This is a genomic window from Polyangium spumosum, from assembly GCF_009649845.1.
Lineage (GTDB): Bacteria > Myxococcota_A > Polyangia > Polyangiales > Polyangiaceae > Polyangium > Polyangium spumosum.
The window spans coordinates 1-24,181 of record NZ_WJIE01000003.1; the positions used below are offsets into that span (position 1 = coordinate 1).

Below are 24,181 nucleotides of genomic sequence, written 5' to 3' on the forward strand. Positions count from 1 at the left end.
GCTGCCGGTCCACGTCCCTGCGCCGCCGGTCCGCGCTACCCAAGGTGGTGGGTCGATGCCTCGAGGAGCGAGGAAGTGTCACCCAGGCTGCCGGTCTGAAGTGTCACCCAAGATTCCGGTTGCACACCCCCCGCGCCGTACATCGACGCCCCTTCCCCGTACATCGACGTCCGCGAGCGCCTTCGAGACGCCCCCCGACCTCTACATCGACGCCCCCCGACTTCTACATCGACGCCCCCGACCTCTACATCGACGCCCCCGAGCTCCTTCGAGACGCGCCCCCCGCCGTACATCGGCGCCCCGAACCTCCTTCGAGACGCCCCCCACCCGCTTCGAGACGCCCCCCACCCGCTTCGAGACGCCCCCCAGCGTCCCACAGCACGAATCCGCCATTGCCGAGACGCCACGGAGCGTTACCGTCACGACGCAACATCACACCTCGCCTTCCTCTCACGGGAAAGGAGACCTCATGCCCCCCATCGACACGTCCACCATCGCTCCCAAGGCTCGCCAGGAATACCTCCGCATCGGCAAGCAGTTCGGCTCCGCCGACACCCTGAAGCAAGCCAACAAGACCCTCGAGGCCTTCGAGAAGCACGGCTCCGCCCTCAAAAACCACGGCTTCATCGCCGCCGACGCCACGCGCCTCTCCGACGCGCGGGATACGCTCATCGCCGCAGGCTTCGGGCGCGCCGAGGTCCAGGGGGACCGAAAACTCACCAACAAAAGCTTCGTCGCCGCCCTCCAGGAAGGGAAGACCACCCGCGAGACCGCGCGCAGCATCCTCCACGCCGGCCACAATGCCCTCGTCGAGGAGGGGGACGAGGCCTCCAGCAATACGATCGCCGTCGCCCTCGACCAGACCCGCGCCGCCCAGGACGACGCCGAAAAACTCGCCGTCCAGCTCGATACGCTCCGCGACGTCCTGACGAAGGAGGCCATCGCCGCCGCCGTCTTCGACCGCGGCGGGCCCGGCGCCGCTCTGCGCCTCGGAAAAGCCGCCGAAACCCTGCGCGCCGTCGCCAAGGAGCGCGAGGGCACGAGCACCGTGGCCGCGACCGAGCACCTCGATCTGATCGACGGGATCGTCGTCACCCTCGCCCGCTCCGCCCGCAAAGCCGCGCGCGCGGCGGCCCGCGAGCTCAAGCAACCCGCAATCGCCGCCGCATTCGAATTGAGCCACCTCTACGGCACGCGCTCCGACCGCAACCAGGCGCCTGAAGACACCTCCAGCGCGCCCGGCTGACGCGTTCGATCACTCCCGCACCCGCACCACCCCGAGCCTCGCCCCCGCCTCGATCACCCGCTTCGTGATCACCATCCCCTCCCCGCGCCGGTCGAGGTGCCTCGGAATGAGCCCTCGATCGAGCGCCTCCCGGAGCTCGGGGTGCGTGTCCGCCCGCTCCACCCGCGCATGCAGCTCCACCATCGAGACGTCCACCGGCGGCAGCTCCACCGGCGGACGCGGCGCCGTCAAATACGCCGGCTGAATACACGAGGACAGATCGTTCGCCGCGGCGATTCGCTCGTTCCACGCCGGCAGCCCGAACCGCCGGCATAACGTGCGGATCACCGAGACGTGCTCGAGCTCCGTGCTCACCGCGCAACCCTTCCGCGTGAACGGCCCGGCCACGATCGAGGGGACGCGGAAGCCGAGCTGCCGGAACTCGGCCTCGTCGTCCTCCGTCGTCGGCGGAGAGACGTGGTCGAAGAACCCGCCGTGCTCGTCGTAGGTCAGGACGAACATGCACCGGCCCCATTGCGGGCTCTTGGCGAGCGCCGCGTAGACGCTCGCGATGAGCGCCTGCCCGAGCCGGATGTCGTGATCCGGGTGGTCGTCGTTCGCCCCGGCGCCGAAGAACTGCGGATCGATGAAGACCACGTTCGGCAGCGCGCCCGCCGCCGCGTCCTCGAAGAACTTTTCAATGCCCGAGAGCCCCGTCGTCTTGAGATACCCACCCGAGCACCACGCGACGTCGTGGAAATACACCCGGTGGCTGACCTTGGCCTCGTCGAGGTATTTGAAGATGCTGTCGTACCCGAGGACCGGCAGGTTGCCCTTTTGCCCCTTGCTCGTCCCGCCGTGCAGGTAAAACCGGTTCGGCCAGGTCGGCCCCATGACCGAGGCGAACCACCGGTCGCAGACGGCGTGCGCGTCGGCGAGCGCATACAGGGCCGGGAGCTGCTCCCGCACGTGATACCCCATCACGTCCGCCTGGGAAGAGCCCGCGTGCGCCAGGACGAACCCGTCGTTCTTGCCGCCGTTCCATTGCGCGTGCGAGGCGTCCCAGTTGTGCGGCGGATCTTCGGGCGTGAAATCGTCGAGCTTGAAGGCCCCGACCCAGGTCCCGTCCGGCGCCGGGTTCTTCTCCGTGCCGTCGAGGCCGATCACGTCGCGGCCCTCGATCGAGCGCAAGCTGCCGAGGTAATGGTCGAACGAACGATTCTCCATCATCAGGATCACGAACGTGTCGATCGGCGCGAGCAGCTCCTCGGGCGTGAGACCACCCGAGTCCGTGCAACTCTCGCCCGGATCCCCTCCGCCCGCGCCACCTTCACCGCCCATTCCCATTCCGCCCGCGCCGCCCGCGCCGCCCGCGCCCGCGCCGGACGCGCCGGCGCCCACGCCTGCGCCCCCGACGTCCGTCGCCGAAGCCTCGCCGCCACAACCCACGGCCGCCGCCGAGATCGCCGCGCCGAGGCCGAGGAGCACCCGCCTGCGCGCGACATCATGGTCATCACCGATCCGTCCGGACATGTCCGACCTCTCCGATAAGAATCCAGAAATCACGATAGACGAAACACGCGTCGATGTGCGCCGAAAGCGCAGCGGCGCCTGGTACGGCCCGTGCGAGGCGCGCGACCCGTGTCCCAGCCGGTCAGCCTCTTCGCTTCGCCGCGCCCAGCGGCTCTTCCTTTTTCGCTTTTTCCCGGGGGCGCGCCATGAGGCTCGATCACAAGCTCGAGCAGACGATCGGCGCGGCCTACCTCGTCGCCATCCTCGCCGCGCTCGTCATCGGCGGCGTGGCGAGCTTCGCCCTGCAATCGGTGATCGCGAGCCAGGACCGCGTCGAGGACATCTACGGCGCAGAGCTCATCGAGGTCGAGCGGCTACGCGCCTCCGCGATGGAGAAGTCCGCGCAGGGTCGAGCCTACCTGCTCACCAGCGACGCCGAGCTGCTCGAGGAGAGCTACGCGGCGCGGAAGGCGTTCGAGGCCCGGCTCGGCGTGTTGCTCGCGCGGGCCGAGGACCCGGCCGAGCGCGCGCGCCTCGAGCGCATCGCGGCCGCGCAGAAGGCCCACCACGAGGCCCTCGCGCGGGCGTTCGCGGTGCACCGCGCAGGCGGCAAGCCCGAGGACGTGGGCCGCGTCGTCGGGGCCGAGGTGATCCCGAAGCTCGGCGCGCTGGAGGTGGCGATCGGCGACTACGAGCTCTTCGTGGACTCGCGCCTCGAGGTCGCCCGCGACGGCGCCCGGCAGGCCGCGAGCCGCGCGTCGAGGCTCGTCGTGATCGTCGCCTGCGGCGCGGTGCTGCTCGCGGCGGGCCTCGGCGTGCTGCTGACGCGCACGATGCACCGGCTCTACCGCGCCGCCGAGGAGCGGCTCGCCCTCTTCGCGCGGGAGGAGCGCGCCCGCGCCGAGGCCGAAGCGGCGCGGCGCGACCTCGCCGAGACCGTCGAGCGGCTCTCGCGGGTCAACGCGGATCTCGACGCGTTCGCCGGCCGCATCGCCCACGATCTGCGGAACCTGCTCACGCCGATCTCGCTCGTGCCGCCCCGCCTCCGGCGCGCCGACGACAAGGAGGCGACCGAGCGGATCGCCGCCTCGCTCGAGCGCTCGGTGACGCGGGCAAACGCGGTGCTCGAGGGCCTGCTCGCGTTCTCACGGTCGAGCCGCCCCGACGACACGCGCCAGATGGCCTCGATGCGCGAGGTGATCGCGGAGGTCGCGGAGGAGCTCGCGCAGACGGCGACCGAGGTGCGCGCGGAGGTGACGATCCAGGTCGAGGACACACGCGTGGCGTGCTCGCCGGAGCTCTTGCACGTGGTGGTGCTCAACCTGCTCGGCAACGCGCTGAAGTACCTCGCAGGCCGCGAGGAGCGGCGCGTCGTGGTGCGCGCCTGCCGGACGGACGACGGGTTCGTGGAGCTCGCCGTCGAGGACACGGGCCCGGGCATCCCCGAGGGGGCCAAGGACCGCATCTTCGAGCCGTTTTACCGCGTCCCCGGCGTCCACGCGCCGGGCACCGGGATCGGCCTCGCCACGGTGCGTCGCATCGTGACCGCACACGAGGGCCGCATCGCGTGCGTGTCGGCGCTCGGCCGAGGGACGACGTTTCGGGTGTGGATGCCGTGTGCGGAGCGAAAGGGCCTGCCCCTCCCTCCTCGCCCCGCTCCTGCGGGGAGAGGGGCGCCGGAGGCCACCGCCCCCCTCCCCCGCGAGGGAGAGGGGCTCGGGGCGCGGGAATCATAAAAGTCGTAATAATACCGGGAAAAACCTCGAGGGCCTCGCGCCCTCGTGTTCGGCGCTCCCTGGACGAATCACCTCCTCCGCAGGAACTTGTCCACGATCCACCGCCACGCCGCGAGGAAACACGGCGGGATCCAGATCGGCATGAGCCTGCTCCGCCGCAGCCTCTTCCCGCCCGGCCGCATCCTCTCGACGAGCGCGAGCTTCTCCACGAAGCGCTTGCGCGCCAGCTTCACGCGCACGTGCGCGCCGCTCTTCTTGAGCCCGAGCCACGCCGCGATCTCGCGCAGCGGCTCCCCGTCCACGTCGTGGCGGAGCAGGATCTCCCGCTCCTGCGCGGGCATCAGGCGCGCGGCCGCCTGTACGAGGGCGATGGTCGCGTAGTGCTCCTCGGGGTCCTCGGGATGCGCGAGCGCCTCCTCGATGGCCCCCGGGTCGAGCACCTCATGGGCGTGTCTGTACAAATTTCGGTAATTCGACACCTGCTTTCTGACCACTTCCATCAGCCAACGCCTGGCGGCCTCGTTGTTCCGCGGGATCACCGCGAGACGACGGTTGGCGATGGAAAAAACGACCTGCACGAGCTCCTCGACGTCTTCTCCTCGGACGCCGAGGCCCGCGAGACGCTCGCGGACCTCCCCTTGGAAGAGACCATGCAGTTCTTGAACCCTGGGCTTGTACGTGATGTGCGACGGCGGTCGCTGGTTGGAGCTCCCCACGATGGCCTAAATGTGTTGAAAAGGCCGATCGTCCAAAAAATCTTTGTCAAGCCCCTCAGAGAGGTTTTGTCCCCGCCTCCACCCCCCCGTCCGACACCCCGGAAGGGTCGTCCGGAACACACTGCATCACGCTGAGCTTCATCGCCTTGCCCGCCGGTCGCGCCACGAGCAGCGCCGCCTGTGTCGCCGCCAACACCTCCCCGTTGCCGAGCAGGGGCTCCGGCCGGAGCTCCCCCACGAGCTCCCCGCGCGGCGTCATCGTCCCGATCCGCGTCGCCCCCGAGAGCGACGAGACCGAGAGCCACCCGGGCATCAGGTCCGGCACCCCCGCCGAGCCCGGCTCCTCGGTGAGCAGCTTCGCCTCCCCCACCCCGGACAGACGCACCCACACGCTCATGACGCGCCCCCCGCTCGACCCGCTCGGCGTGTCGTCATCGCGGTACGTCACGACCATCCCCCCGTCCTCGCTCGGCTCGACGTCGAAGGCGAGCGCGTGCCCGTCCTTCGGCGTCACCGCCCGCGGCAAGGACACCGCCGCCCCGTGCTCGTCGAGCGGCAGCACCTCGACCCACCGCGGCGCGATCGCCTCCCCCACGAGCCCCGTGTCCTCGTCCTTGGGCTTGCGCGCCGTCCCGACGACCGCATACGCGAGCCAGAGCCCGCCCGGCCGGGCCGCGAGCCTCGGCGTCTCCGCGTCCTGCTTCGGCGGCGACACCGGCCGCGGCTCGCCCTTCGCCTTCATCGTCTCCGGGTCGAACGGGGCCAGCATCACCATCGTCTGCTTGCCGTCCCGCGTCACGTCGTCCCAGACGACGACCGCGGACGACCCCGACGCCGCGAGGTCCACCGCGAGCGACTCGTCCCGCCCCTCGCCGAGCTCGGGCCCCCAGGTGACCTTCTCCCCGCTGACCCGCGCGAGCCGGATCGACCGCCCGCCCGCGTTGGGCTCCAGCATCGCCGCGAGCACCGAGCCCTTGTATCCGCTCACCGTCGGCGCATCGAAGTCCCCGCGGCTCCGGCCGAGCCGCACGAGCTTGCCGCCGCGCCCGTCGAAGCCGATCGTCGTCACCATCGCCACGGACCCGCCCTCGCCGTCCCGCAGCGCGCCCACGGCGAACCCACCCTCGAACGTCGTCCCGCGCCCGAGCTCCACGGCGAACGGCGCGAGCTCGTCGAACTCTTCTTCCTCGCCGGCATCTAGCGCCTTCGGCTTCGCCGCTTGCGCCTCGCCCACGACGAACGGCTCGGTCGAGATGGCGGTGCACCGCGGCGGCGGGGGTTTGTCCTCGGCCGCCTCGGCGTCCTCCCCGGCGTCGACGACCGGCCGGTCGGCCTCTCCCTCCCCGCCGCTGCCCCAGTACCGCACGCCCACGATCACCACAGCGATCACGAACGCGGCGAGCGCCGCGCCCGCGAGGCCGCTGCCCGTGTCGCGTGGCTCGGTTGGCTCTTTTCGGGTGGATTTCGGCGGGATCTTCGAGAGGGGAGGCATGGACGGGCCGCGCATCTTGCGCCCCTCCCCGGCCCTCTGCAACGCGCCTCGCGCCGCCCGGGTCTCGTGACGCGACCACGAATTTTTCGCGCTCGAGATGTCTCGCCCCCTAAAATCCGCGCATGCGTCCTTCGCTTGCCTGGCGTGTCGCCTGCGCGTTCGCCCTCGTCCTCGTGTCGCTGCTGACGTTCGCCTCGTGTGGCTCGCGGACCGGGGGCCTCGACCTCTACGCCACGGGCGGCGGCGCGAGCTGCGGCGCGCTCGGCCAGACCTGCGGCCTGCCCGGCGACTGCTGCGCAGGCCTCTCCTGCCAGGACGAGGTCTGCAAGCCCGAGCAGCTCTGCGCGCCTCAGGGCAGCGCGTGCGAGACCACCGTCGACTGCTGCAACCTCGACTGCCTGAACGGCTTCTGCGGCGGCGTCTCCTGCAAGCCTGACGGCCTCGGCTGCGTGGAGAGCGCGGAGTGCTGCAACCTCGACTGCTGGCAGGGCTTCTGCGGCGGCATCGAGTGCGAGCCCGACGGCTCCGCGTGTAGCGCGCCCCAGGACTGCTGCGGCTTCCAGTGCACGAACGGCTTCTGCGGCCCCGCCGTCTGCAAGCCCCAGGGCGCCACCTGCTTCGACGACGCCGACTGCTGCAACGGCGACTGCACGCAGAACGTCTGCGGCTCCGCCTGCCAGCAGGACGGGTTCGTCTGTCAAGACCCCTCGCAGTGCTGCTCCGGCCTCTGCACCGAGGGCGTCTGCGGCCCCGGCTTCTGCTCCCCGAACGGCTCGCCTTGCCAGGTCGGGCTCGAGTGCTGCTCGAGCTTCTGCCAGGGCGGCGTCTGCAACTTCCAGCCGTGCAGCCTCGACGGCGCGGGCTGCGGCGCGCCGAGTGATTGCTGCTCCAACATCTGCGAGGGCGGCGTCTGCGGCGGCGGCGTCTGCAAGGTCGACGGCGCCGCGTGCACCACGCACGCCCAGTGCTGCGCGGGCTTCTGCGACCCGTTCACGTCGCGCTGCGGCTTCAACCAGTGCCTGCCCGACTTCGCCGCCTGCGCGGTCGACTTCGAGTGCTGCTCGGGCTTCTGCGACCCGTTCACCGCGAGCTGCGGCTTCGCCCAGTGCCAGCCCGAGGGCTTCTTCTGCCAGAACGACTTCGAGTGCTGCTCGGGCTTCTGCGACCTCTCGACCTTCTCCTGCAGCCTCGGCGGCTGCACGCCCGACGGCATCTTCTGCGTCAACGACTTCCAGTGCTGCGGGGGCATCTGCGATCCGCTGACGAACACCTGCGGCCTCGGCCAGTGCATGCCAAACGGCTTCGGCTGCAGCGCCCCGAGCGACTGCTGCTCCGGTCTCTGCGACGGCGGCACGTGTTTCCCCGGCGCGTGCCAGCCCGACGGCTTCTTCTGCGACAACGGCTCCGACTGCTGCTCGGGCTTCTGCGACCCGGAGTTCTTCACCTGCGGCTTCAGCCAGTGCCAGCCCGACGGCTCCTTCTGCAACAGCCCCGCCGAGTGCTGCACGGGCGTCTGCACGAACAACGTCTGCGGCGCGCCGCAATGCAAGCTCGACGGCTTCCCCTGCAACGGGGCAGGCGAGTGCTGCACGGGCGTCTGCGAGAACGGGATCTGCGGCGCGGGCTCGTGTTTGCCCACGGGTTCGAACTGCGTGAGTGATCCGCAGTGCTGCGTCGGCCTCGTGTGCAACGGCGGCCACTGCGGCGTGCCGGCCGTCGACGCGGGCGCGTGTAGCCTCGACCCCGGCGGCACGCCGTGCTCGCAGTGCATCGTGGGGAGCTGCTGCGCGCAAACGGAGGCGTGCATCGGGAACCCGCCGTGCGCGTCGAGCATGAGCTGCTACCAGCGCTGCACCGTCGGCGGCGGCACCCCCGCGAGCTGCCAGCAGCAGTGCTGCACGGGCGACATCTGCAACCAGTGGTCGAACTGCGTGGCGCAGAGCTGCGCCGGGCCCTGCTTCTAGCGCTTCGACGAACGTGACGGCGGCGCGGCGGGCTCCTCGCCGCGCAGGAACACGAGCGCCGCGGCCTCGTCGTCGAAGACCGTGACCGTGGCGCTGCGGTGGTTCGCCTCCTCGCGGGACCTGCGCGTCGCTTGCAGCTTGCCGACGGCGGTCTTCACGAGGATCGCATGCCGCGCGAAGCCCATGAGCACCTCGTTCAGGAGCGGCCGGATCGGCTCCATCGTCGCGTCGTCGAGCACCATCGGCGCGTCGCGCGTGTCGAGCAACATGCCGACGTTCTTGCGCTCGCGGAGCGGGACCTTGATCCGGAACTCGCTCACGAGCGCGTCGATGTCCCCGCTGTTCAGCGTCTGGATCACCGGCAGCGTGGTCCGTCGCACCCGGATGATGCCCGGCTCGCGCGTCACGATCACCAAGTCGTTGCGGAACAGCTCTTCCATGCTGGCATCGAGGGTGGCGCTCTGCGCCTCGAACTGCAAGACCGCGCGCCCTCTTCCCGCGCCCGTCGTCCGATGCTTTCATGCGCCCGCGCCTCGGCGCGATCCTCCTTCCTCCTCTCGTTCGTCATGCCTCCTCGCGCTTCGCTCCTCGTGTTTTGTGCCACGCTCGTGCTGCTGCTCGTCGCGTGCACGGGCACGCCGACGCCGCTCGCGCCGGGTTTGTCCGGATCGGTTGGTTTGCCCCACGCGGGCGTGTTGACGGGCGCGGCGGCGCTGCCCGCGCGCGGGGCCGGCTACCGGCTCCTGCGCAACACGAGCGCGCGGTACGGCACGCCGCGCCTCGTCGCGACCGTGAAGCGCGCCGCCCGCGAGGTCGCCGCCTCGCGCCCCGGCGCGCCGCTGCTCGTCGGGGATCTTTCGAACCGGCACGGCGGGCGCAGGAATGGCCACCGATCCCATCGCACGGGCCGGGACGTGGATCTGCTCCTGTACTGCACGACGCCCGACGGGCGCTCCATCCCGAGCCCCGGGTTCGTCCGGTTCGGGGCGGACGGCCTGGCGGCGACCGAGGACAAACGCTCGCCGTTCGTCCGCTTCGACACCGAGCGCAACTGGCAGCTCGTGAAGGCGCTCGTCGCGTCGCCGGAGGCCGACGTCGAGTGGCTCTTCGTCGCGCGCTGGCTCGAGGCGCTCTTGATCGAACACGCGCGGGCGCGGGGCGAGGATCCGGAGCTCGTCTGGCGGGCGGAGAACGTGCTGCTCCAGCCGAAGGACAGCGCGCCACACGATGACCACTTCCACCTGCGCGTGGCGTGCAGCCCGACCGAGGCGGTGGCGGGCTGCGAGGGACGAGGGCCGGCGTGGCCGTGGTTGCCGGAGCCGCTCGCGCTCGAGCCGTGGAGCGACGCGGAGGCGCTCTCGGCGTTGATCGACGATCTCCTGCCGGGCGAGCCCGTGACGGCGGCGACGACCAGGACGCCATGAACCTGCTCGCGCACGGCGACGCGGCGGATGTTTGCGCTGCGCTGCCGCCGGACGTCGCCTTCGACCTCGTGTACCTCGACCCTCCGTATGGCGTGGGCACGTCGATGACGGCGCGCACGGCGGTGGGCGAGACGCGGGGCAAGAAGCAGGCGTCGGGTGGGCCGGTGGCGTACGAGGATCGGTACGATCCGGAGAGCCTCGTGGCGATGCTCCTGCCGCGGCTCGAGGCGATCCGCGCGCGGATGAGCCGTGGGGCGACGATCTACGTGCACCTCGATCATCGCACGGTGCACGAGGTGAAGGTCGCGTGTGATCGGCTGTTTGGCCGCGGCGCGTTTCTGGGCGAGGTGATCTGGACGCCTGGCAACGGCAGCCGTGGTGCGCGCGGGTTCACGGTGACGCACCAGACGCTCTTGCTGTACACGCGGGACGCGCGGGAGCGTCGGGAGGTCGTCTACAACGCGAGCGACCCGATGCTTCGCGAGCCGTATGCGGCGACGAGCCTGGAGATGCATTTCCGGCATCGTGACGAGGCGGGCCGGCTCTACCGCGAGCGCGTGGTGAACGGTCGGACGTACCGTTACTACGCGGACGAGGGCCGTCGTCTCGGCAGTGTTTGGACGGACGTACCTGCGATGGTGGCGAACACGCCGCTGCGCGTCGAGGGCACGGGGTACCCGACGCAGAAGCCGGAGCGGCTGCTCGAGCGCATCGTGCGCGCGTCGAGCCGGGAGGGCGCGACGGTGGCGGACCTCATGTGTGGAAGCGGGACCACCTTGATTGCGGCTTCGAAGCTGGGTCGGCGGTTCGTGGGAGGTGACGTAAGTCACCTGGCGGTGGATATTTCTGCGAGACGGCTCACTTTAGAAAAGGTTCCGTTTGTCCACGTGGGCGAGGTATCGTTCGCCTGAAAAAAGTTGTGGACGATCGGTCCTCTCGACACACGCAGGCGCGAACCACCAAGCCATCTCACAACGTTGGAGAGTGTTGGGGTAAGCACAGGCGTGATGGAGGGGGGGACGAGGGGGCTGACGTCCCGACAGGACTGAACGAGGAGAAAGAGCCATGGGTTTCGGAAAGAGCTTGCTCCAGGCGCTCCCCTGCGCAGCGGCGCTGGCCGGTCTGACCGGGTGCGGGGTCGAGCCGGGGGATACTTGGATTTATCGGGTTTCGTTCGGGGAGACGGATGCGAGTAGTGGGTGTTATTACCCGGAGACGGATCCGCCGGCGAATCAGGCGAGCGACAGCTCGAGCCTGCGTGGCACCGGCACGTGGATCCTCTACGCGAGCATCGAGGACAAGCTTTACCTCGATACGGGCTCTGTCACCCTCGAAGGCTTGGAGGAGGGCGACGGGTACACGTTCACGGGCAAGGACACAGACGTCGACTACGACATGCCGGATGGGACTGGATCCAAGCGTACCACGACGGTCACGTCCACGATCACCATCATCACTGATGGGAATGCGATCTCGGGTGAGGCCGTCCAGAGGACTTCATACGCATGCTCCGGCTCGACGTGCGGGGACAAAATTCCGACCTGCACGCGAACCAGCCCGTTCGTCGGGACCTATGTCGAAGACGTCGAGCTCAAGTACGAAATTGGCGGCGGGAGCGGGGCCCCATCTCCCTAAGGCCACACGACGTTCGTCGGGGTGAGTTTACTTGTGGTCGTCCCGTCTCCGAGTTGACCGTAAGTATTGTCTCCCCAGCAGCGGGTCCGTCCGGCATCGTTTAGTGCGCAAGCCGACCGCACTCCAGCCCTAACAGCCACGACGGTCTGCAAGCCGGTTCCTGCGGGATTGTGGGCATTCGTCGTGTTCCCGATCCCGAGCTGCCCGAAGTTGTTCAGCCCCCAAGCGAACAACTGGCCATCGAGGACAGCGAAAGAATCACTGTATCCCAAATCGATGAATGTCGGGCTCTTTCCCTGAAGCGAAAGCGACTGGGGAACATTCTTGTCCATAATGGAACCGATACCCAACTGTCCGACTTGGTTCCCGCCCCAACACCAGATCCCAGCGCTGTTCATGGCACAGGTATGGTTCTCACCACAACTGACGCCGGAGATGGACGCAAGTCCGGGGACCATGGTTGGCGAGGGGCTATTATTCATCGAACCAATTCCGAGCTGCCCCTGAAAATTGTACCCCCAGCAGGACACTGAGCCGCTTTTCTTTACGGCGCACGTGTGAGTCGTGCTCGCGTCTACGACAACAACATCTGAGTCAACCAGTACCGGGATTGGCTGAAAGCTGGTGCTCCCGTTACCAACTTGACCATGATTATTTCTACCCCAGCAATATAGTCCACCGACAGAATTAACGGCGCAATAATGCCCTCCTCCGACCGAAACATGGACGATGTTTGTCAATGAACTTACTTTCGTCGGCGTGCCGTTGCCCTCGCCCCAACACGCAACTGTGCCATCTGTCAGGACGGCGCACGTGCGGGCGCTATAGCTACCTCCAAAGTAACCACTGCCATCGACCTGCTTGGCGCTACCGGGGGCCGGCAAGGAGACTTTTACCGGCGATTTGCTCAAAATCGGTGCATCTGCCCCAACCTCCCCCATCTCATTCCTCCCCCAACAATAAACCTCCCCATCCTTCAGCACCGCACAGTGATGGTGATACCCCCCCGCCACACTGACCGGATCATTACACGTCCCCGCCTTACAAAACGCCGCACACCCATTCCCACAAGCCCCACAATTCTCCTTCGTCGTCAGGTCCGTCTCGCACCCTGGCGCCGCCGTGCAGTCGTCCCACCCCGCCTCGCACGTGTACACGCACTTCCCCAGCTCGCACGCCCCCACCTCGTGCGTTTCACCTTGACAATCCGCCGCAACCATGCACTCAGGCGGCGCCCCTCCCGCGCCTCCGCTCCCGCCGACACCGCCTTCGCCCCCGCTCCCGCCGACGCCGCCGACGCCGCCTTCGCCCCCGCTCCCGCCTTCGCCTCCGCTCCCGCCTCCGCCCGCGTCCGGCTCCATGAGCGTCGCAGGCTCCCAGCCGATGATCTGCTTGCACCCGTACCCGCTCACCACCACCAGGGCCACCATCCCCGGCATCCACGTCGTCGCTCGTGTTCGCATCTCAGAACTCCATCCCGGCGCTCACGCCGAAGCTCCCTCGTCCCACCACCGGCACGACCCACGCGCGCTCCGCCGGCTTCGCCTTCTCGTTTCCACCCACCACGAAGAGCACCACCCCCGTCGCGAGCACCACGCCGGAAATCCCCAGCATCACCGACGACACGTCCGCGCTCACGCCCGCCGCGTCCCGCAACGAGATCCCCTCCTCCGTGCACCGCGTCGGATCCCCCGCGTCACACGCCTCCTTCGACGCCGCGTTCTTCTGGAGCGCGTTCACCCCGAACCCAACCCCCACCCCGATCCCCACGACCCCCGCGATCCCCGTCGCAAACCCCACCGTGCGCAGCGTCGTCCATCCACCCTTCGGCGCCGCCGCCCCCTCCTCCACCTGCGCCACCACGAGCTCCGGCACCACCACCTCCACCGTCGCCGGACCCGCCGGCACCACCTTCTCCTCGCGGAAAACGCGCCTGCCCGGCGCCCGCGCCTCCACCTCGTGTTTGCCCGGATCCACCGGCAGCGCCGTCCCGAACACCGCCGCCCCCAGCACCTTGCCGTCGAGCTCCACCTCGAGCCCCGGCACAGCCGCCGGCGCCGTGACCCGCACCCGCGACAGCTTCTCCTCCAGCGCGCGCCGCCGCTCCTCCGCCACCACCTCGCGTGACCTGTCCCCGCGCTCCCGCGCCAGCCGCGCCGCGTCCCCGAAGTGGCCGTACGCGCTCGCCGTCTTCCCCTGCCGCTCGTGACAATCCCCCAGGTTCAGCCGCGTCCCCACCGACGGGTCGTACCGATCACTCTCCGCGAACTTCTGGCACGCCTCCGGCAGCCGGCTCTGCTCGAGCAGCGCCCGCCCCTCCTCGAAGAGTTTGTCCGCCGCGGCTTTGTCCGCCGCAGAGGGCTGTCCGGACGCATACCCCGCGCCGAGAAGGATGGCCGTGAAAAACGCGAACCCCGACGACTTCGTGAACATGATTCTCCGCTTCGGATGTTCAGGCTACCCCGCCACGACCGGCAAGGGAAGGAGACGCACTTTCCGGCCGAGATCCGCCGGAGATCGACCGATCTTTGCCTCCCGCGGAGCACGCACGGTACCCTTCGAACCATGAAGCTCGAAGGCCGCGCCCTTCCGCTCGTCCTCCTCCTGACCCCCGCTTGCTCCCCTGCCCCCGAGCCCACCTACGAGGGCAAATACCGGCACGAGCAGGAGCGAGTGGTGCCGCCCACGGGGCGCGAGATCGAGCAGTGGAAAGAGGACATCAAGCTCGAGGAATGGCAGGAGTGGAACAGGCGCAAAAAGGAGGGGACCACGCCCTTCAACAAGGCCAAGGCCACGCCCGCGCCCGAAGGCGAACCCGCGTTCCACTTCACGTCCGCCAAGACCGACCCGAAGCCCGAGAGCAAAACCACGCCAAACGATTTGCCGCGCATCGGCGCCATCGCGGATCAGGCCTACATCTACAAAAAACCCGCGCCCGAGGGCCTGCCGCTCGGCTACGTCCGCATGGGCACGAGCGTCGCGCTCCTCTCGAGCGAGCCCGTGGAGGGGAAAAAATGCCCCCGGGGTTATTACAAGGTCGCCCCCCGCGGCTACATCTGCCTCGATCCGCGCAAGACCACGCTCGACCTGAATGACCCTTATTATCGCGCCCTCGCCGAGCTCGCGCCCCGCGAGGACGCCGTCATGCCGTATCGATATGCCTTCTCGAACGGCGCGCCCATGTACAGCCGCGTCCCCACGAAGGCCGAGCAGGAGAAGGCCGAGCGGAGCTACGGGCCGCCGGGCACGTTCGTGCAGCTCGCCGAGTGGTCGCGCGGGCACGAGGAGCTCATCAGCAGAGACGAGAAGGACAAGATCCGCGCGACCGACCCCGTCTTCTCCATCTTCGCGAATGGAAAACGCTCGGTCGGCGGCAATGGCGCCTACGACCCCTCCCGGCTCGTCTGGCGCGTCATCCCGAACGGCTCGATGCTCGCCTACGCCCGCGCCTTCGAGGCCGAGGGCCGCACCTGGCTCGTCACGCCCGACCTCATGCTCGTCCCCGCCGACCGCATGCGCCCCTTCCGCCGCACCACCTTCCACGGCGTGCGCCTCGGCGGCGACGTCCGCCTCCCGCTCGCCTGGAACCGCAAGCACGAGCCCATCCCGCGCTTCACCCGCGGCGAGGACGGCAAGATGGTTCCTTCCGGACAAACCATTCCGTCGAAGGGATACGTGCAGGTCGAAGGGCGCGTCGTCGCCGGCAAGAAGGCCTACCTCGCGCTACGGAACGAGCCCGGCGCCTTCGTCCTCGCGGAGAGCGTCACCGTCACGCGGGCGCCGAAGAAGCTCCCGCGCTCGGTGAAGCCCGGCGAGAAATGGATCGAGGTCAAGATCAACCCCGGCACGCTCACGGCCTACGAGGGCGACAAACCCGTCTACGCGACCCTCTTCTCCCCCGGCAAGGGCGGCGCCCCCATCCCCGGCTACGATCCGTACGTCCATTCGATGACGAAGACCGGCGTCTTCCCGATCGAATGGAAGGACCGGGTCGCCGTGATGTCACCGGACAAGGAGTGGCCCCCGAAGAAGCTCTGGATCTCGGAGGTCCCGAACATCCAGTACCTCCGGGCCCCGCTCGCGATGCACGTGGCCTACTGGCACGAAGATTTCGGCAACCCGAAGAGCGCCGAGTGCGTGAACGTCTCCCCCGAGGACGGCCATTTTCTCTTCCAGTGGACCGAGCCCGCCCTGCCCGAAGGCTGGGGCGGCGTGAGGCCCGGCGACGGAAATGGGAAATCCACGCAGGTCGTGATCACGGCGCTCTAGCCGAGCCGCTCCACCGAGACCGCGCACCGCTTGAGCGCCGGCTCCTTGCTGAGCGGATCGGTCTCGGACGTCGTCACCTCGTTCACCGATGCTCCGACCTCCCACAGGTCGTTCCAATGCATCGGCATGAACACCACGCCCGGGCCGATGTCCCGCGTCACGCGGACCACCGTCTTCGCCTCGCCGCGGCGGCTCTTCACGAGCACCCGCGCCCCCTCGGCGAGCCCGAGCTCCCGCGCGTCCTCCGGGTTCATCGCCAGGTACGGCGCCGGATCGATCCGGTTCAATCGCTCCACCGTGCCCGTCTTCGTGCGCGTGTGCCAGTGCGCCTCCACCCGCCCCGTCGTCAGCACCAGCGGATATCGCGCGTCCGGCTGCTCCTCCGGCGGCACGTACGGCCGCGCGAAGAATTGCGCCTTCCCGGAAGGCGTCGCGAAGACGTGCCCCTCGTGCAGCGCCCGCGGCGCCCCCGCGTGCGGATGCGGCCAGCGCTGCGGGCCCTCTGCGCGCAGGATCTCGTAATCGACGCCCGTCTGATCGTTCGGCCGGCCCCGGGTCATCATCGCCATTTCCCGGAAAATGTCGCCCGCCGCGTCGAAATCGAACGACGCGCCGAAGCCCATCGCCCGCGCGACGTCCCGCACCCATTGCCAGTCCGGCCGCGCGTCGCCCGGCGGCTCCGCCACGCGCTCGAGCAGCGAGATCGTCCGATCGCTGTTCGTGAACGTCCCCTCCTGCTCCAGGTTCAACGCGCCCGGCAAGACCACGTGGGCGAACCGCGTCGTCTCCGTGGGATAAAACGCGTCCTGCACGATCACGAGCTCCGCCCGCTCGAGCCCCCGCCGCACCACGGGCAAATTCGGCATGCTCGCCGCCGGGTTCGTCCCGATGATCCAGATCGCGCGGATCTCGCCGCGCTCCATTGCTTCGAACATCGCGACCGCGTCGTGCCCCGGCGCCTCGCCGATCGACCCCGCCGGCAGCCCCCAGAGCGCCTCCACCTCCGCCCGGTGCGCCTCGTCGAGCACCTTTCGCTGCCCGGGCAGGCCGTGGCTCATGTACCCCATGTCCCGGCCGCCCATCGCATTGGGTTGTCCCGTCAAACTGAACGGACCCGCCCCCGGCTTGCCGATCCGGCCCGTCGCGAGGTGCAGGTTGATGATCGTGTTCGTCGTGAAGGTGCCGAGCGTCGTCTGGTTCACGCCCATCGTCCAGAACGAGATGAGCCGCTCGGTCTTCGCGATGATCTCGGCCGACGCGCGGATCTCTCCCTCGCTGATCCCGCAGATCGCAGCGACACGCGCGGGCTCGTATTCGTCGAGCATCCCCCGGAGCTCGTCCCAGCCCTCCGTGTGCGCGGCGATGAACGCCTCGTCGATCGCGCCCATCTCCACGCAGAGACGCAACCAGCCATTCAGGAGCGCGATGTCCGTCCCGGGACGGACGGCGAGGTGCATCGTCCCCTGCGCGGCCGTCTTCGTGCGGCGCGGATCGACGACGATCGCGCGCGCGCCCGAGGTCTTCATGCGCCGCTGGACCCGATCGAACGCGACGGGGTGACAATCGGCCGCGTTCGAACCGATGAACACGAACGCGTCGGCCTCCTCGATGTCGGCGAACGTGAGCGGCGGCCCGTCCGCGCCGAGCGAGAGCGTCATCCCCGCCGCAGCGCTCGCCATGCAGAGGCGGCTGTTCGAATCGACGTGGTTCGTCCGGAGGAACCCCTTGCCGAGCTTGTTGCCGAGGTACTGCGCCTCGGTCGTGAGCTGCCCGGAGAGGTAGACCGCGACCGCGGAGGGGCCATGCTCCGCGAGGATCCGCCCGAGCCGCGTCGCGATCTCGCCCACGGCCTCCTCCGGCGTCGTCGGGACGAGGGACCCGTCCGCGCCACGAACCAAGGCGTGGCGGAGCCGCGAGGGCGCGACGAGGGTCTGCGCGGCGAGGGCGCCCTTCAAGCAGAGGCGGCCGAGGTTCGCGGGGTGCTCGGGGTCACCGACGAGCTTGAGGACACGCTTGCCGTCCGTCGTGGCCACGAGCCCGCATCCGACTCCGCAATAAGGGCAGACGGTCTTGCGCTGCTCGGGTAACACGGATGCAAGATCCTACGAGCGCTCACCGAGCGCAAGAGGGAGGCGGATTTCTGTCGCCCCCGAGAAAAAAAACAGGGGCTCGAAATTTCTCCCCCCTCGCTGACGAACAGGGCGGCGAGGATGCAGCCCGCACCCATGACACCAAACATCCCCGGCCCGAAGGCGACGCCCCGAACGGCGGCCGTCTCACCGGAGGAGACAGCTTCGCTACGACAGATCGTCGTGGCGGTGGTGGCGTGTGTCCTCGGCGAACGCCGGGATCACCCGGACGTCGAGGATTGCACGCACGAGGCGCTCTCCCGCGCGCTCGAAGGCAAGAGCCGACTGCGCGACGGAGAGCCGCTCCGACCGTGGGTGATCGGCATCGCGCGGCACGTGGCGCTCGACGCGCTGCGGAGCCGCAAGCGCACGCGGCGGGTGGAGGCGCGGATGGAGTCTGCATCCGCGTCCGAGGACACCACGACGGCCTGGCTCGACCTGGTGCCGGACCCTTCGCCGGGTCCGGAGGAGCGCACGGCGAGCGCCGAGCGAGCGACCCGACTGGAGCGGGCGCTCGGCACGTTGCCCGAGGAGCAGCGGCGCGCGCTGGTGATGTTCCACGTCGAGGGGCTCGGATACCAGGATATTTGCAAGCGCCTCGGCGTCCCGCTCGGGACCGTGGCGACGTGGCTCGCGCGCGGCCGGCGGCTGCTCGCGGAGACGGTCGGCGAATGATTCCGTGAAGATAGAGGAGCGACGGTGATGGACGATCTCGACAAACTCCCGCCGGATCTGGCCTTCCAGCACGACGGACACGTGACGGATGTCGTGCTCTCGAGCGTGGCCGACGGAGAAGCGGGGATCGTCCCGGCAGACGCCCTCTCTCACCTCGACGGTTGTGACCATTGCGCAGAGCGCCTCGGCGCGGAGGCGCTGCTCTCGGTGCACGCGGGTGAATTGCTCGCGGAGCTGGCGGAGCCGTCGTTCGCCCCGGTCAGGGTGGCCGAAAAGGCGGCGGCGAAGGCCCCCGCGTCCGTGCGGGGCCTCGCGACGCTGCCGAAGCGCGCGGTCCTGGGTGCGCTCCTCCTGGCGGCGCTCGGCGCGTTGCCGGCGATTCTGGATCAAATCGCCCACGTCCCGACGCTCGTCGGGACGATCGGGCACGCCATGCTCATGCTCGGGCGGAGCGCGGCGGTCGTATCGAAGAGTGAAATGTTCCCGGCGCTCGCCTTCGCGGCGTCGGCGGTGCTCATGATTTCGGGCCTCGTCGTATCGCGCGTGTCGCGTCCGGGGTCCTCGAACGATTTTGCGCAAGAAGGAGGCGTGTGACATGCGTGGACTTTCTGGGCTCGCGTTCTCGCTGTTGGCTCTGACGACCGCGGCCCCCGCGCTCGGGGCGGTCGAGAAACAAGGCGAATGGCCGGCAGAGGAGAAGAAGATCAGCCTCGACGTCGATCGCGTGCCGCAGGAGGACGCCATCAAGCGCCTCGCCGAGGCCGCGGGCTGGAGCGTCGTGATCCACGCCCCCTCGAACGAGCCCGCGTCCCTGCACGTCAAGGACCAGCCCGCCGACAAGGTCCTCGCGCTCCTGCTCGAGGGCTCCGATTACGTCGCGCGCCGCGACGGCACGTTGATCTCGATCTCCCGCGCCTCGGCGGCGAAGGCCTCGGACGCCCCCGCGGCGCCGCCCGTGCCGCCCGTGCCGCCCGTGCCGCCGGTCCCGGCCGTGCCGCCGGTGCCGCCCGTGCCGCCTGTCCCGCCAAACCTTTCGGCGGACGCGCCGGCGGCCGAGGAGGGCGAGGGCGGCGAGGCGAAGGCGAGGAAGGGCGAGGGCAAGGATCGTGAGGTGGTGGGGCAGAGCCTCACCATCGAGAAGGACGAGGTCGTCAAGGACGTCCATCTGGTCGGCGGCGCGCTCACGATTCGCGGGACCGTCACGGGCGACGTGGAGGTCGCGGGCGGGACGGTGACGCTCGAGCCGGGCGCGCACGTGATGGGGGATGCCCAGGTGATGGGCGGGTCGCTCCACGTGACGAAGGGCGCGCGCCTCGACGGCGACGCGAGAATCGTGGGCGGCAAGCTCGTGCGGGAGGAAGGGGCGGTCGTCAAGGGTGATGTCTCGACGCGTATCCAGGCCGACGACGACGATGAGTCGACGAACGCGCAGCGCTTCATGCGTGAGGCCAGCGAATCGATGACGGGCGGGGCGCTGCTCTTCGCGCTCGGCGCGGTCTTGCTCGCGCTCTTCACGAAGCGCGCGGAGTCGCTCAAGGTGGAGATCGCGGCCCGACCGATGCGCTCGTTCGCGCTCGGGGTCGTGGGCTCGCTCGGCGCGGTCGCGCTGCTCGTGGCGCTCTGCATCACGGTGGTGGGCATTCCGGTCGCGGTCGTGGGGCTCCTGGCGGGGGTGTTCGGGGTCTTCGCGGCGATGTGCGCGGTGCTGGAGGTCGTGGGTCGCGCGCTCATCGGGCACAAGACGAAGAACGAATATGCGCACCTCGCCTTCGGTTGCGCGCTCTTCGTGCTGGCCGGCATGCTCCCGGTGGTGGGCGACATCGTGCCGGTGGTCGTGGTGCTCGTGGCGATCGGCAGCCTCGTGGCGACGCGGGCGGCGGGCCTGATCCCCATGAAGAAGGGGGCTTCGACGAAGGTGGACGATTCGCATCCGTATCGGAGCGCCGAGATCGTCTGATTCGAGCTCCTTCCCGATGAAAAAGGCCGCGCTCCTCCGGGAGACGCGGCCTTTCTTTTTTGTGCGATACGTCAGGGCGCCACGGAGACCACCGCCGCCGTCCGCGCGCCCTGCCCGCCGCGCACCTCGAACCTCTTGATTGTATCGTCCAGACGAACCACGAGCTCTCCCCGCGTGGCCGCAAGGCCTCCGGTGACGAGGACGCGGTACGTCCCGCTCGACGCATTCGCCGTGACCCACGACGCGCCCGAGCGGCCCGTCCCCGGCACGATCGGCGTCGCGACGCGGCCCGCCGGGTCGATCATGACGACGCGCGGACACCCCTCGACGCCCTCGGCGCACGTGAGCTTCGCCGAGATCCGTTCGCCCGCGGGCTCGCCCGCCGCGTGGGCCGGCGCCTCGCCCTTTTCGAGGGCCTCCCGCAGGGACACGAGGCGCTTGCTCGGGTTTGTCGCGGCCGCGATCGCCGCGAGCACGACGTTACGCTCGCCGAGGACCCGCGCGCGGCAGCGGAGCGCGTCGTACGTGCCGTTCGCGTCGGCCGGGCGGAGCTCGGCATACGAGCGGAAATGGGCGCAGGCCCGGCGCTCGTCGCCCGACGCCTCGAAGGCCCGCGCCGCGCGCCTGTGGGCGGCGGCATTCGACGGATCGAGCTCCGCCTGATTGTCGAGCGCGACGAGCGCGGCTGTGTCCTCGCCGAGCGCCGCGGCGGCCTCCGCGTGGAGCTCGTGGGCGCGGGCGCGGTCGGGGTCGAGCTCGATGTATTTCGAGGCCTCGCGGAGCGCCGCCTCGAATCGACCTCGCGCGAGCAGGCTCGTGATCCACGCCTCGCGCGCCCGGCGGCTCTCCGGCGCCTCGCGGCTCGCCTTCTCGAGCTTCGCGAGCGCGTCCTTGCCCGCGCCGCGCCACGCCTCGTCGCCTTTGCCGATCCAGGAGGAGGCGCCCCACCTGGACGCCGGACGAGAGGCGCGCGCCAACGACGAGCCGCCGCTGGGCGAGAACAGGATCGGGTAATTCACGGTCACGATCCCGCCCTCCGGCTGGGGGAACGAGAGGCCCTGGAAGGCGCGGACCACGCAGGTGACGACCTCCGCGTTCGGCAGATCGCTGCCGCCATTGGCCACGTTCACGACCGAGCCGTCACGGCCAATGACGAACCGGACGGCGACGCGCCCCGAGAGGTCGGGGTTCGTCCGCAGCCCACGCTCGTAGCAGAGGCGGAATCGCCCGAAGTTCCGGCGCACGATACGCTGGATGATCTCGGGCGGGAGCCTCCCGCTCACGCTCGCCGCGCCCATACGCACGGCCGGGCTCCCGTTCCACGACGGAGCCGCCGCTCCGCCGCCGAGGGTCCCGATCCTCCCGTGACTCGCGCCAAACCCTTGCCCGAGCCCGCCCCCGCCCTCGCCAATCCCGGACAAACCGAGCCCGCCGGCGCCGAACGAATCGCCGACCGAGTCGCCCCATCCCCCGCGGCCCGGCTCGACCGCGGTGGAGAGGCCCGTCTTGCCCTGCGTGCGCGGAATGCCGAACGCGGCGAACATGCGGTCGTTCTCCAGGACGAGCAGCGACGTGAGGCGGCTCTGCACGTGGTATTGCTGGGAGAGCGCGACGGTCTCCTTGGCGGCGGCGTCGTCCGAGGTCCGCCCGAGCTCGCGAATCCGCGCCGTGGCCCAGCGCCGCGCGAGGACCTTCCGATCGGCGCCGGGCGCCGCGGCGAATACGAGCCTCCGCGCTTCCATGACCTCCATGCCGTCGAATTCGCCCCGGAGCACCACGTCGGCGCTCTCGGCCGAGGGCGCCCCGGCCATTCGACCCACGAGGACCACCTCCTCGCCGGCGCGCAGAGCCGGGAGCTTGCGCGGAAAGACGTCGTCGAACCCCGCCGGCAGCTCGAGCTTCGCATGCACGAGGAGCGGCACGTCGAGGCCCTTCGCGAGGGTATGCGCGCGTTGCGCGAGCGATCCGCTGCCTGCCGCGAGCCGCTCGTACGAGGCCGAGAGCTCCTCCGCGAGGCCGCCGAGCACGAGCTCGTCAATGGACGGACCCGCGCCGAACAGGCGGAGCTCGGCCTGTTTGTCCACGAGCGCCGGGCGGACCCGCGCGGCGATCGAATCGACCTTCAATTCGCCCGCGGAGGGCGCGCCGTCGCCGAGATACACGACCTGTCCGCGCGCCTTCGTCTCGACCCGCGCGAGGCCGGAGACGAGCGCCGAGGCGAGGTCGGAGGCGCCCTCGGGCGCGCGCTCGTGCAGGAATCGAGAGGCCTCGGCGAGGGAGGCGTCGCTCTTCCTGGCGAGGCCCCGCTCGGGATAGGAGACACAATCGCTGTCGCAAAGCAGGACCACGAAGCGCTCGTCTTCCCGCAATCGACGCAAGATCACCTCGGCGACGGCGACCTCGGCGGAGAGGCCCTCGCGCGTCACGCCGTGGCTCGCGTCGAGGACGATTACCTTCTCGTCACGCGGCGCGAGCACGCTCTCGGCGGCCGGCGTCGGGACGGGCACACGTACCGCGAAAAACCCGGGGGCCCCCCCCTCGCCGCCCTCGACCGCGACGGGGAGGACGGGCGCCTCGGGCCGCGGGAATTCGAGGACGAAATCGGCGTCGGGGACGAACGACTCGGCCTGGAAATCGGCCTCGAGGCGGCCCTCCGTGGTGCGGAGCGAGGCCGCGTGCCCGAGGACCTTCGCCTCGGCCGCGGCGCCGCCCGCGTCCTCCACCGTGACGTGGACGCGGAAATCGTCCATTCGAACGGCCCGATCCTCGCCGAGCGAGAGCGGATACGTGTACCGCGCGACGCCGTTCGTCACGGGCAGGACCTCGTCGTAGGCGAGGATCACCTTGCGGCTGCCGCGCGCCGGCATCGGGAAGATCTTCAGCGAGAAGGAGCTGTTCTGCGTCCATTCGAGCAGCGCCGGGTCGCGCGGGCGCACGGTGTCGTCGACGATGCCCTGGAAGATGCGGGCCGCCCGCGCGCGCTCGACCATCTCGCCCTCGACGAGCTCGTCGCCCACCCAGAGCGCGAGGCGCGACAAGCTCGCGTCCGGCGGGAGCGGGAAGACGTAGCGGCCTTCGAGGACGGTGTTCGTGTCGTTCGCGAGCTCCTCCTCGATCTCGGTGCGCGCGAATCCGTCACGAATGATCACGCGCACGGCGTGGGCGCGCAGGCGCACGCCCGGGACGACGGTGCTCGTCCCCGGGAGGCGGCCCGTCACCGTGCCGAAGCCGCGGGGCGCGAGGAGGGTCTCTGCTTTGGATTCTTCCTCGACGAAATGGTCCTCGGCCATGGCGGAGGCCGTCTCGAGAATGGCAGGGGCGCCGCGGGTCGCGGCGAGGGTGGCCTGCGGGTCGTCGGCCTCGTCGGGCGCGGCGAGGCATCCGGAGACGCCCGCGAAGAGCAAGAGGACGTGGGCGGCGACGAGGGGGCGAGGACGGCGCATGCGG

At 69.8% G+C, this 24,181-nt stretch carries 18 protein-coding genes; 10 read left to right on the forward strand and 8 right to left on the reverse strand.

The features are described from left to right. The first annotated feature begins 469 nt into the window (after positions 1 to 469). Positions 470 to 1,246 (forward strand): hypothetical protein, encoded by a 777-nt coding sequence (locus tag GF068_RS10115; RefSeq protein WP_153819170.1) that lies wholly within the window; start codon positions 470 to 472, stop codon positions 1,244 to 1,246. Positions 1,247 to 1,255: 9 nt separating this feature from the next. Here GF068_RS10115 and GF068_RS10120 read toward each other — a convergent pair whose 3' ends face one another. Then, positions 1,256 to 2,758, reverse strand: a complete 1,503-nt coding sequence (locus GF068_RS10120; RefSeq protein WP_153819171.1) for an alkaline phosphatase family protein — start codon at positions 2,756 to 2,758, stop codon at positions 1,256 to 1,258. A gap of 185 nt (positions 2,759 to 2,943) precedes the next feature. Between GF068_RS10120 and GF068_RS10125 the strand changes: the two genes are divergently transcribed. Further along, entirely contained in the window at positions 2,944 to 4,473 is a 1,530-nt protein-coding gene (locus tag GF068_RS10125) for a sensor histidine kinase (protein ID WP_170319396.1), read from the forward strand. 68 nt (positions 4,474 to 4,541) lie between these two features. Here GF068_RS10125 and GF068_RS10130 read toward each other — a convergent pair whose 3' ends face one another. After that, entirely contained in the window at positions 4,542 to 5,189 is a 648-nt protein-coding gene (locus GF068_RS10130) for a sigma-70 family RNA polymerase sigma factor (protein ID WP_153819173.1), read from the reverse strand. Between the two features lie 55 nt (positions 5,190 to 5,244). Beyond that, complete coding sequence (locus tag GF068_RS10135) at positions 5,245 to 6,681, reverse strand: hypothetical protein (protein ID WP_206079435.1); 1,437 nt, start codon at positions 6,679 to 6,681, stop codon at positions 5,245 to 5,247. 122 nt (positions 6,682 to 6,803) lie between these two features. Here GF068_RS10135 and GF068_RS10140 point away from each other — a divergent pair, with 122 nt between their 5' ends. Next, on the forward strand, positions 6,804 to 8,645 hold the full coding sequence (locus tag GF068_RS10140; RefSeq protein ID WP_153819174.1) for a hypothetical protein: 1,842 nt from the start codon (positions 6,804 to 6,806) through the stop codon (positions 8,643 to 8,645). Here GF068_RS10140 and GF068_RS10145 read toward each other — a convergent pair. Continuing rightward, positions 8,642 to 9,085, reverse strand: a complete 444-nt coding sequence (locus GF068_RS10145) for a hypothetical protein (protein ID WP_153819175.1) — start codon at positions 9,083 to 9,085, stop codon at positions 8,642 to 8,644. The genes GF068_RS10140 and GF068_RS10145 overlap by 4 nt on opposite strands. Before the next feature lie 126 nt (positions 9,086 to 9,211). Here GF068_RS10145 and GF068_RS10150 point away from each other — a divergent pair, with 126 nt between their 5' ends. From GF068_RS10150 to GF068_RS10160, 3 genes are all read left to right on the forward strand, one after another. After that, positions 9,212 to 10,069 carry a penicillin-insensitive murein endopeptidase gene (locus GF068_RS10150; RefSeq protein ID WP_153819176.1) on the forward strand — a complete coding sequence of 286 codons (858 nt, stop codon included), beginning with the start codon at positions 9,212 to 9,214 and terminating at the stop codon, positions 10,067 to 10,069. Continuing rightward, entirely contained in the window at positions 10,066 to 10,980 is a 915-nt protein-coding gene (locus tag GF068_RS10155) for a DNA-methyltransferase (RefSeq protein WP_153819177.1), read from the forward strand. Before GF068_RS10150 ends, GF068_RS10155 begins: the two co-directional genes overlap by 4 nt. Positions 10,981 to 11,134: 154 nt before the next feature. Beyond that, positions 11,135 to 11,704, forward strand: a complete 570-nt coding sequence (locus GF068_RS10160) for a hypothetical protein (RefSeq protein ID WP_153819178.1) — start codon at positions 11,135 to 11,137, stop codon at positions 11,702 to 11,704. Here the strand turns inward: GF068_RS10160 and GF068_RS47335 are convergent. Next, positions 11,701 to 13,167 (reverse strand): RCC1 domain-containing protein, encoded by a 1,467-nt coding sequence (locus GF068_RS47335; RefSeq protein WP_153819179.1) that lies wholly within the window; start codon positions 13,165 to 13,167, stop codon positions 11,701 to 11,703. The two genes, GF068_RS10160 and GF068_RS47335, sit on opposite strands and share 4 nt — an antisense overlap. 1 nt (position 13,168) lies before the next feature. Next, entirely contained in the window at positions 13,169 to 14,137 is a 969-nt protein-coding gene (locus tag GF068_RS46190; RefSeq protein ID WP_153819180.1) for a hypothetical protein, read from the reverse strand. A 132-nt stretch (positions 14,138 to 14,269) separates the two neighbouring features. Between GF068_RS46190 and GF068_RS10175 the strand changes: the two genes are divergently transcribed. Beyond that, complete coding sequence (locus GF068_RS10175; protein ID WP_170319398.1) at positions 14,270 to 15,973, forward strand: L,D-transpeptidase; 1,704 nt, start codon at positions 14,270 to 14,272, stop codon at positions 15,971 to 15,973. Here the strand turns inward: GF068_RS10175 and GF068_RS46970 are convergent. Further along, positions 15,970 to 18,063 (reverse strand): molybdopterin-dependent oxidoreductase, encoded by a 2,094-nt coding sequence (locus tag GF068_RS46970; protein ID WP_153819182.1) that lies wholly within the window; start codon positions 18,061 to 18,063, stop codon positions 15,970 to 15,972. The two genes, GF068_RS10175 and GF068_RS46970, sit on opposite strands and share 4 nt — an antisense overlap. A 135-nt stretch (positions 18,064 to 18,198) precedes the next feature. Between GF068_RS46970 and GF068_RS10185 the strand changes: the two genes are divergently transcribed. The 3 genes from GF068_RS10185 to GF068_RS10195 are packed head-to-tail and all read left to right on the forward strand — an operon-like array spanning position 18,199 to position 20,734. Next, a complete protein-coding gene (locus GF068_RS10185) occupies positions 18,199 to 18,777 on the forward strand; it encodes an RNA polymerase sigma factor (protein WP_170319399.1) in 579 nt (192 codons plus the stop codon). A 24-nt stretch (positions 18,778 to 18,801) separates the two neighbouring features. Then, complete coding sequence (locus GF068_RS10190; protein WP_153819184.1) at positions 18,802 to 19,371, forward strand: hypothetical protein; 570 nt, start codon at positions 18,802 to 18,804, stop codon at positions 19,369 to 19,371. Position 19,372: 1 nt separating this feature from the next. Beyond that, entirely contained in the window at positions 19,373 to 20,734 is a 1,362-nt protein-coding gene (locus GF068_RS10195) for a DUF8173 domain-containing protein (protein WP_153819185.1), read from the forward strand. A gap of 71 nt (positions 20,735 to 20,805) precedes the next feature. On the opposite strand, the gene GF068_RS43450 is transcribed toward GF068_RS10195, so the two are convergent. Beyond that, positions 20,806 to 24,177: an AgmX/PglI C-terminal domain-containing protein gene (locus GF068_RS43450; RefSeq protein WP_170319400.1), complete on the reverse strand. Its 3,372-nt coding sequence runs from the start codon at positions 24,175 to 24,177 to the stop codon at positions 20,806 to 20,808. Between the last annotated feature and the right edge of the window lie 4 nt (positions 24,178 to 24,181).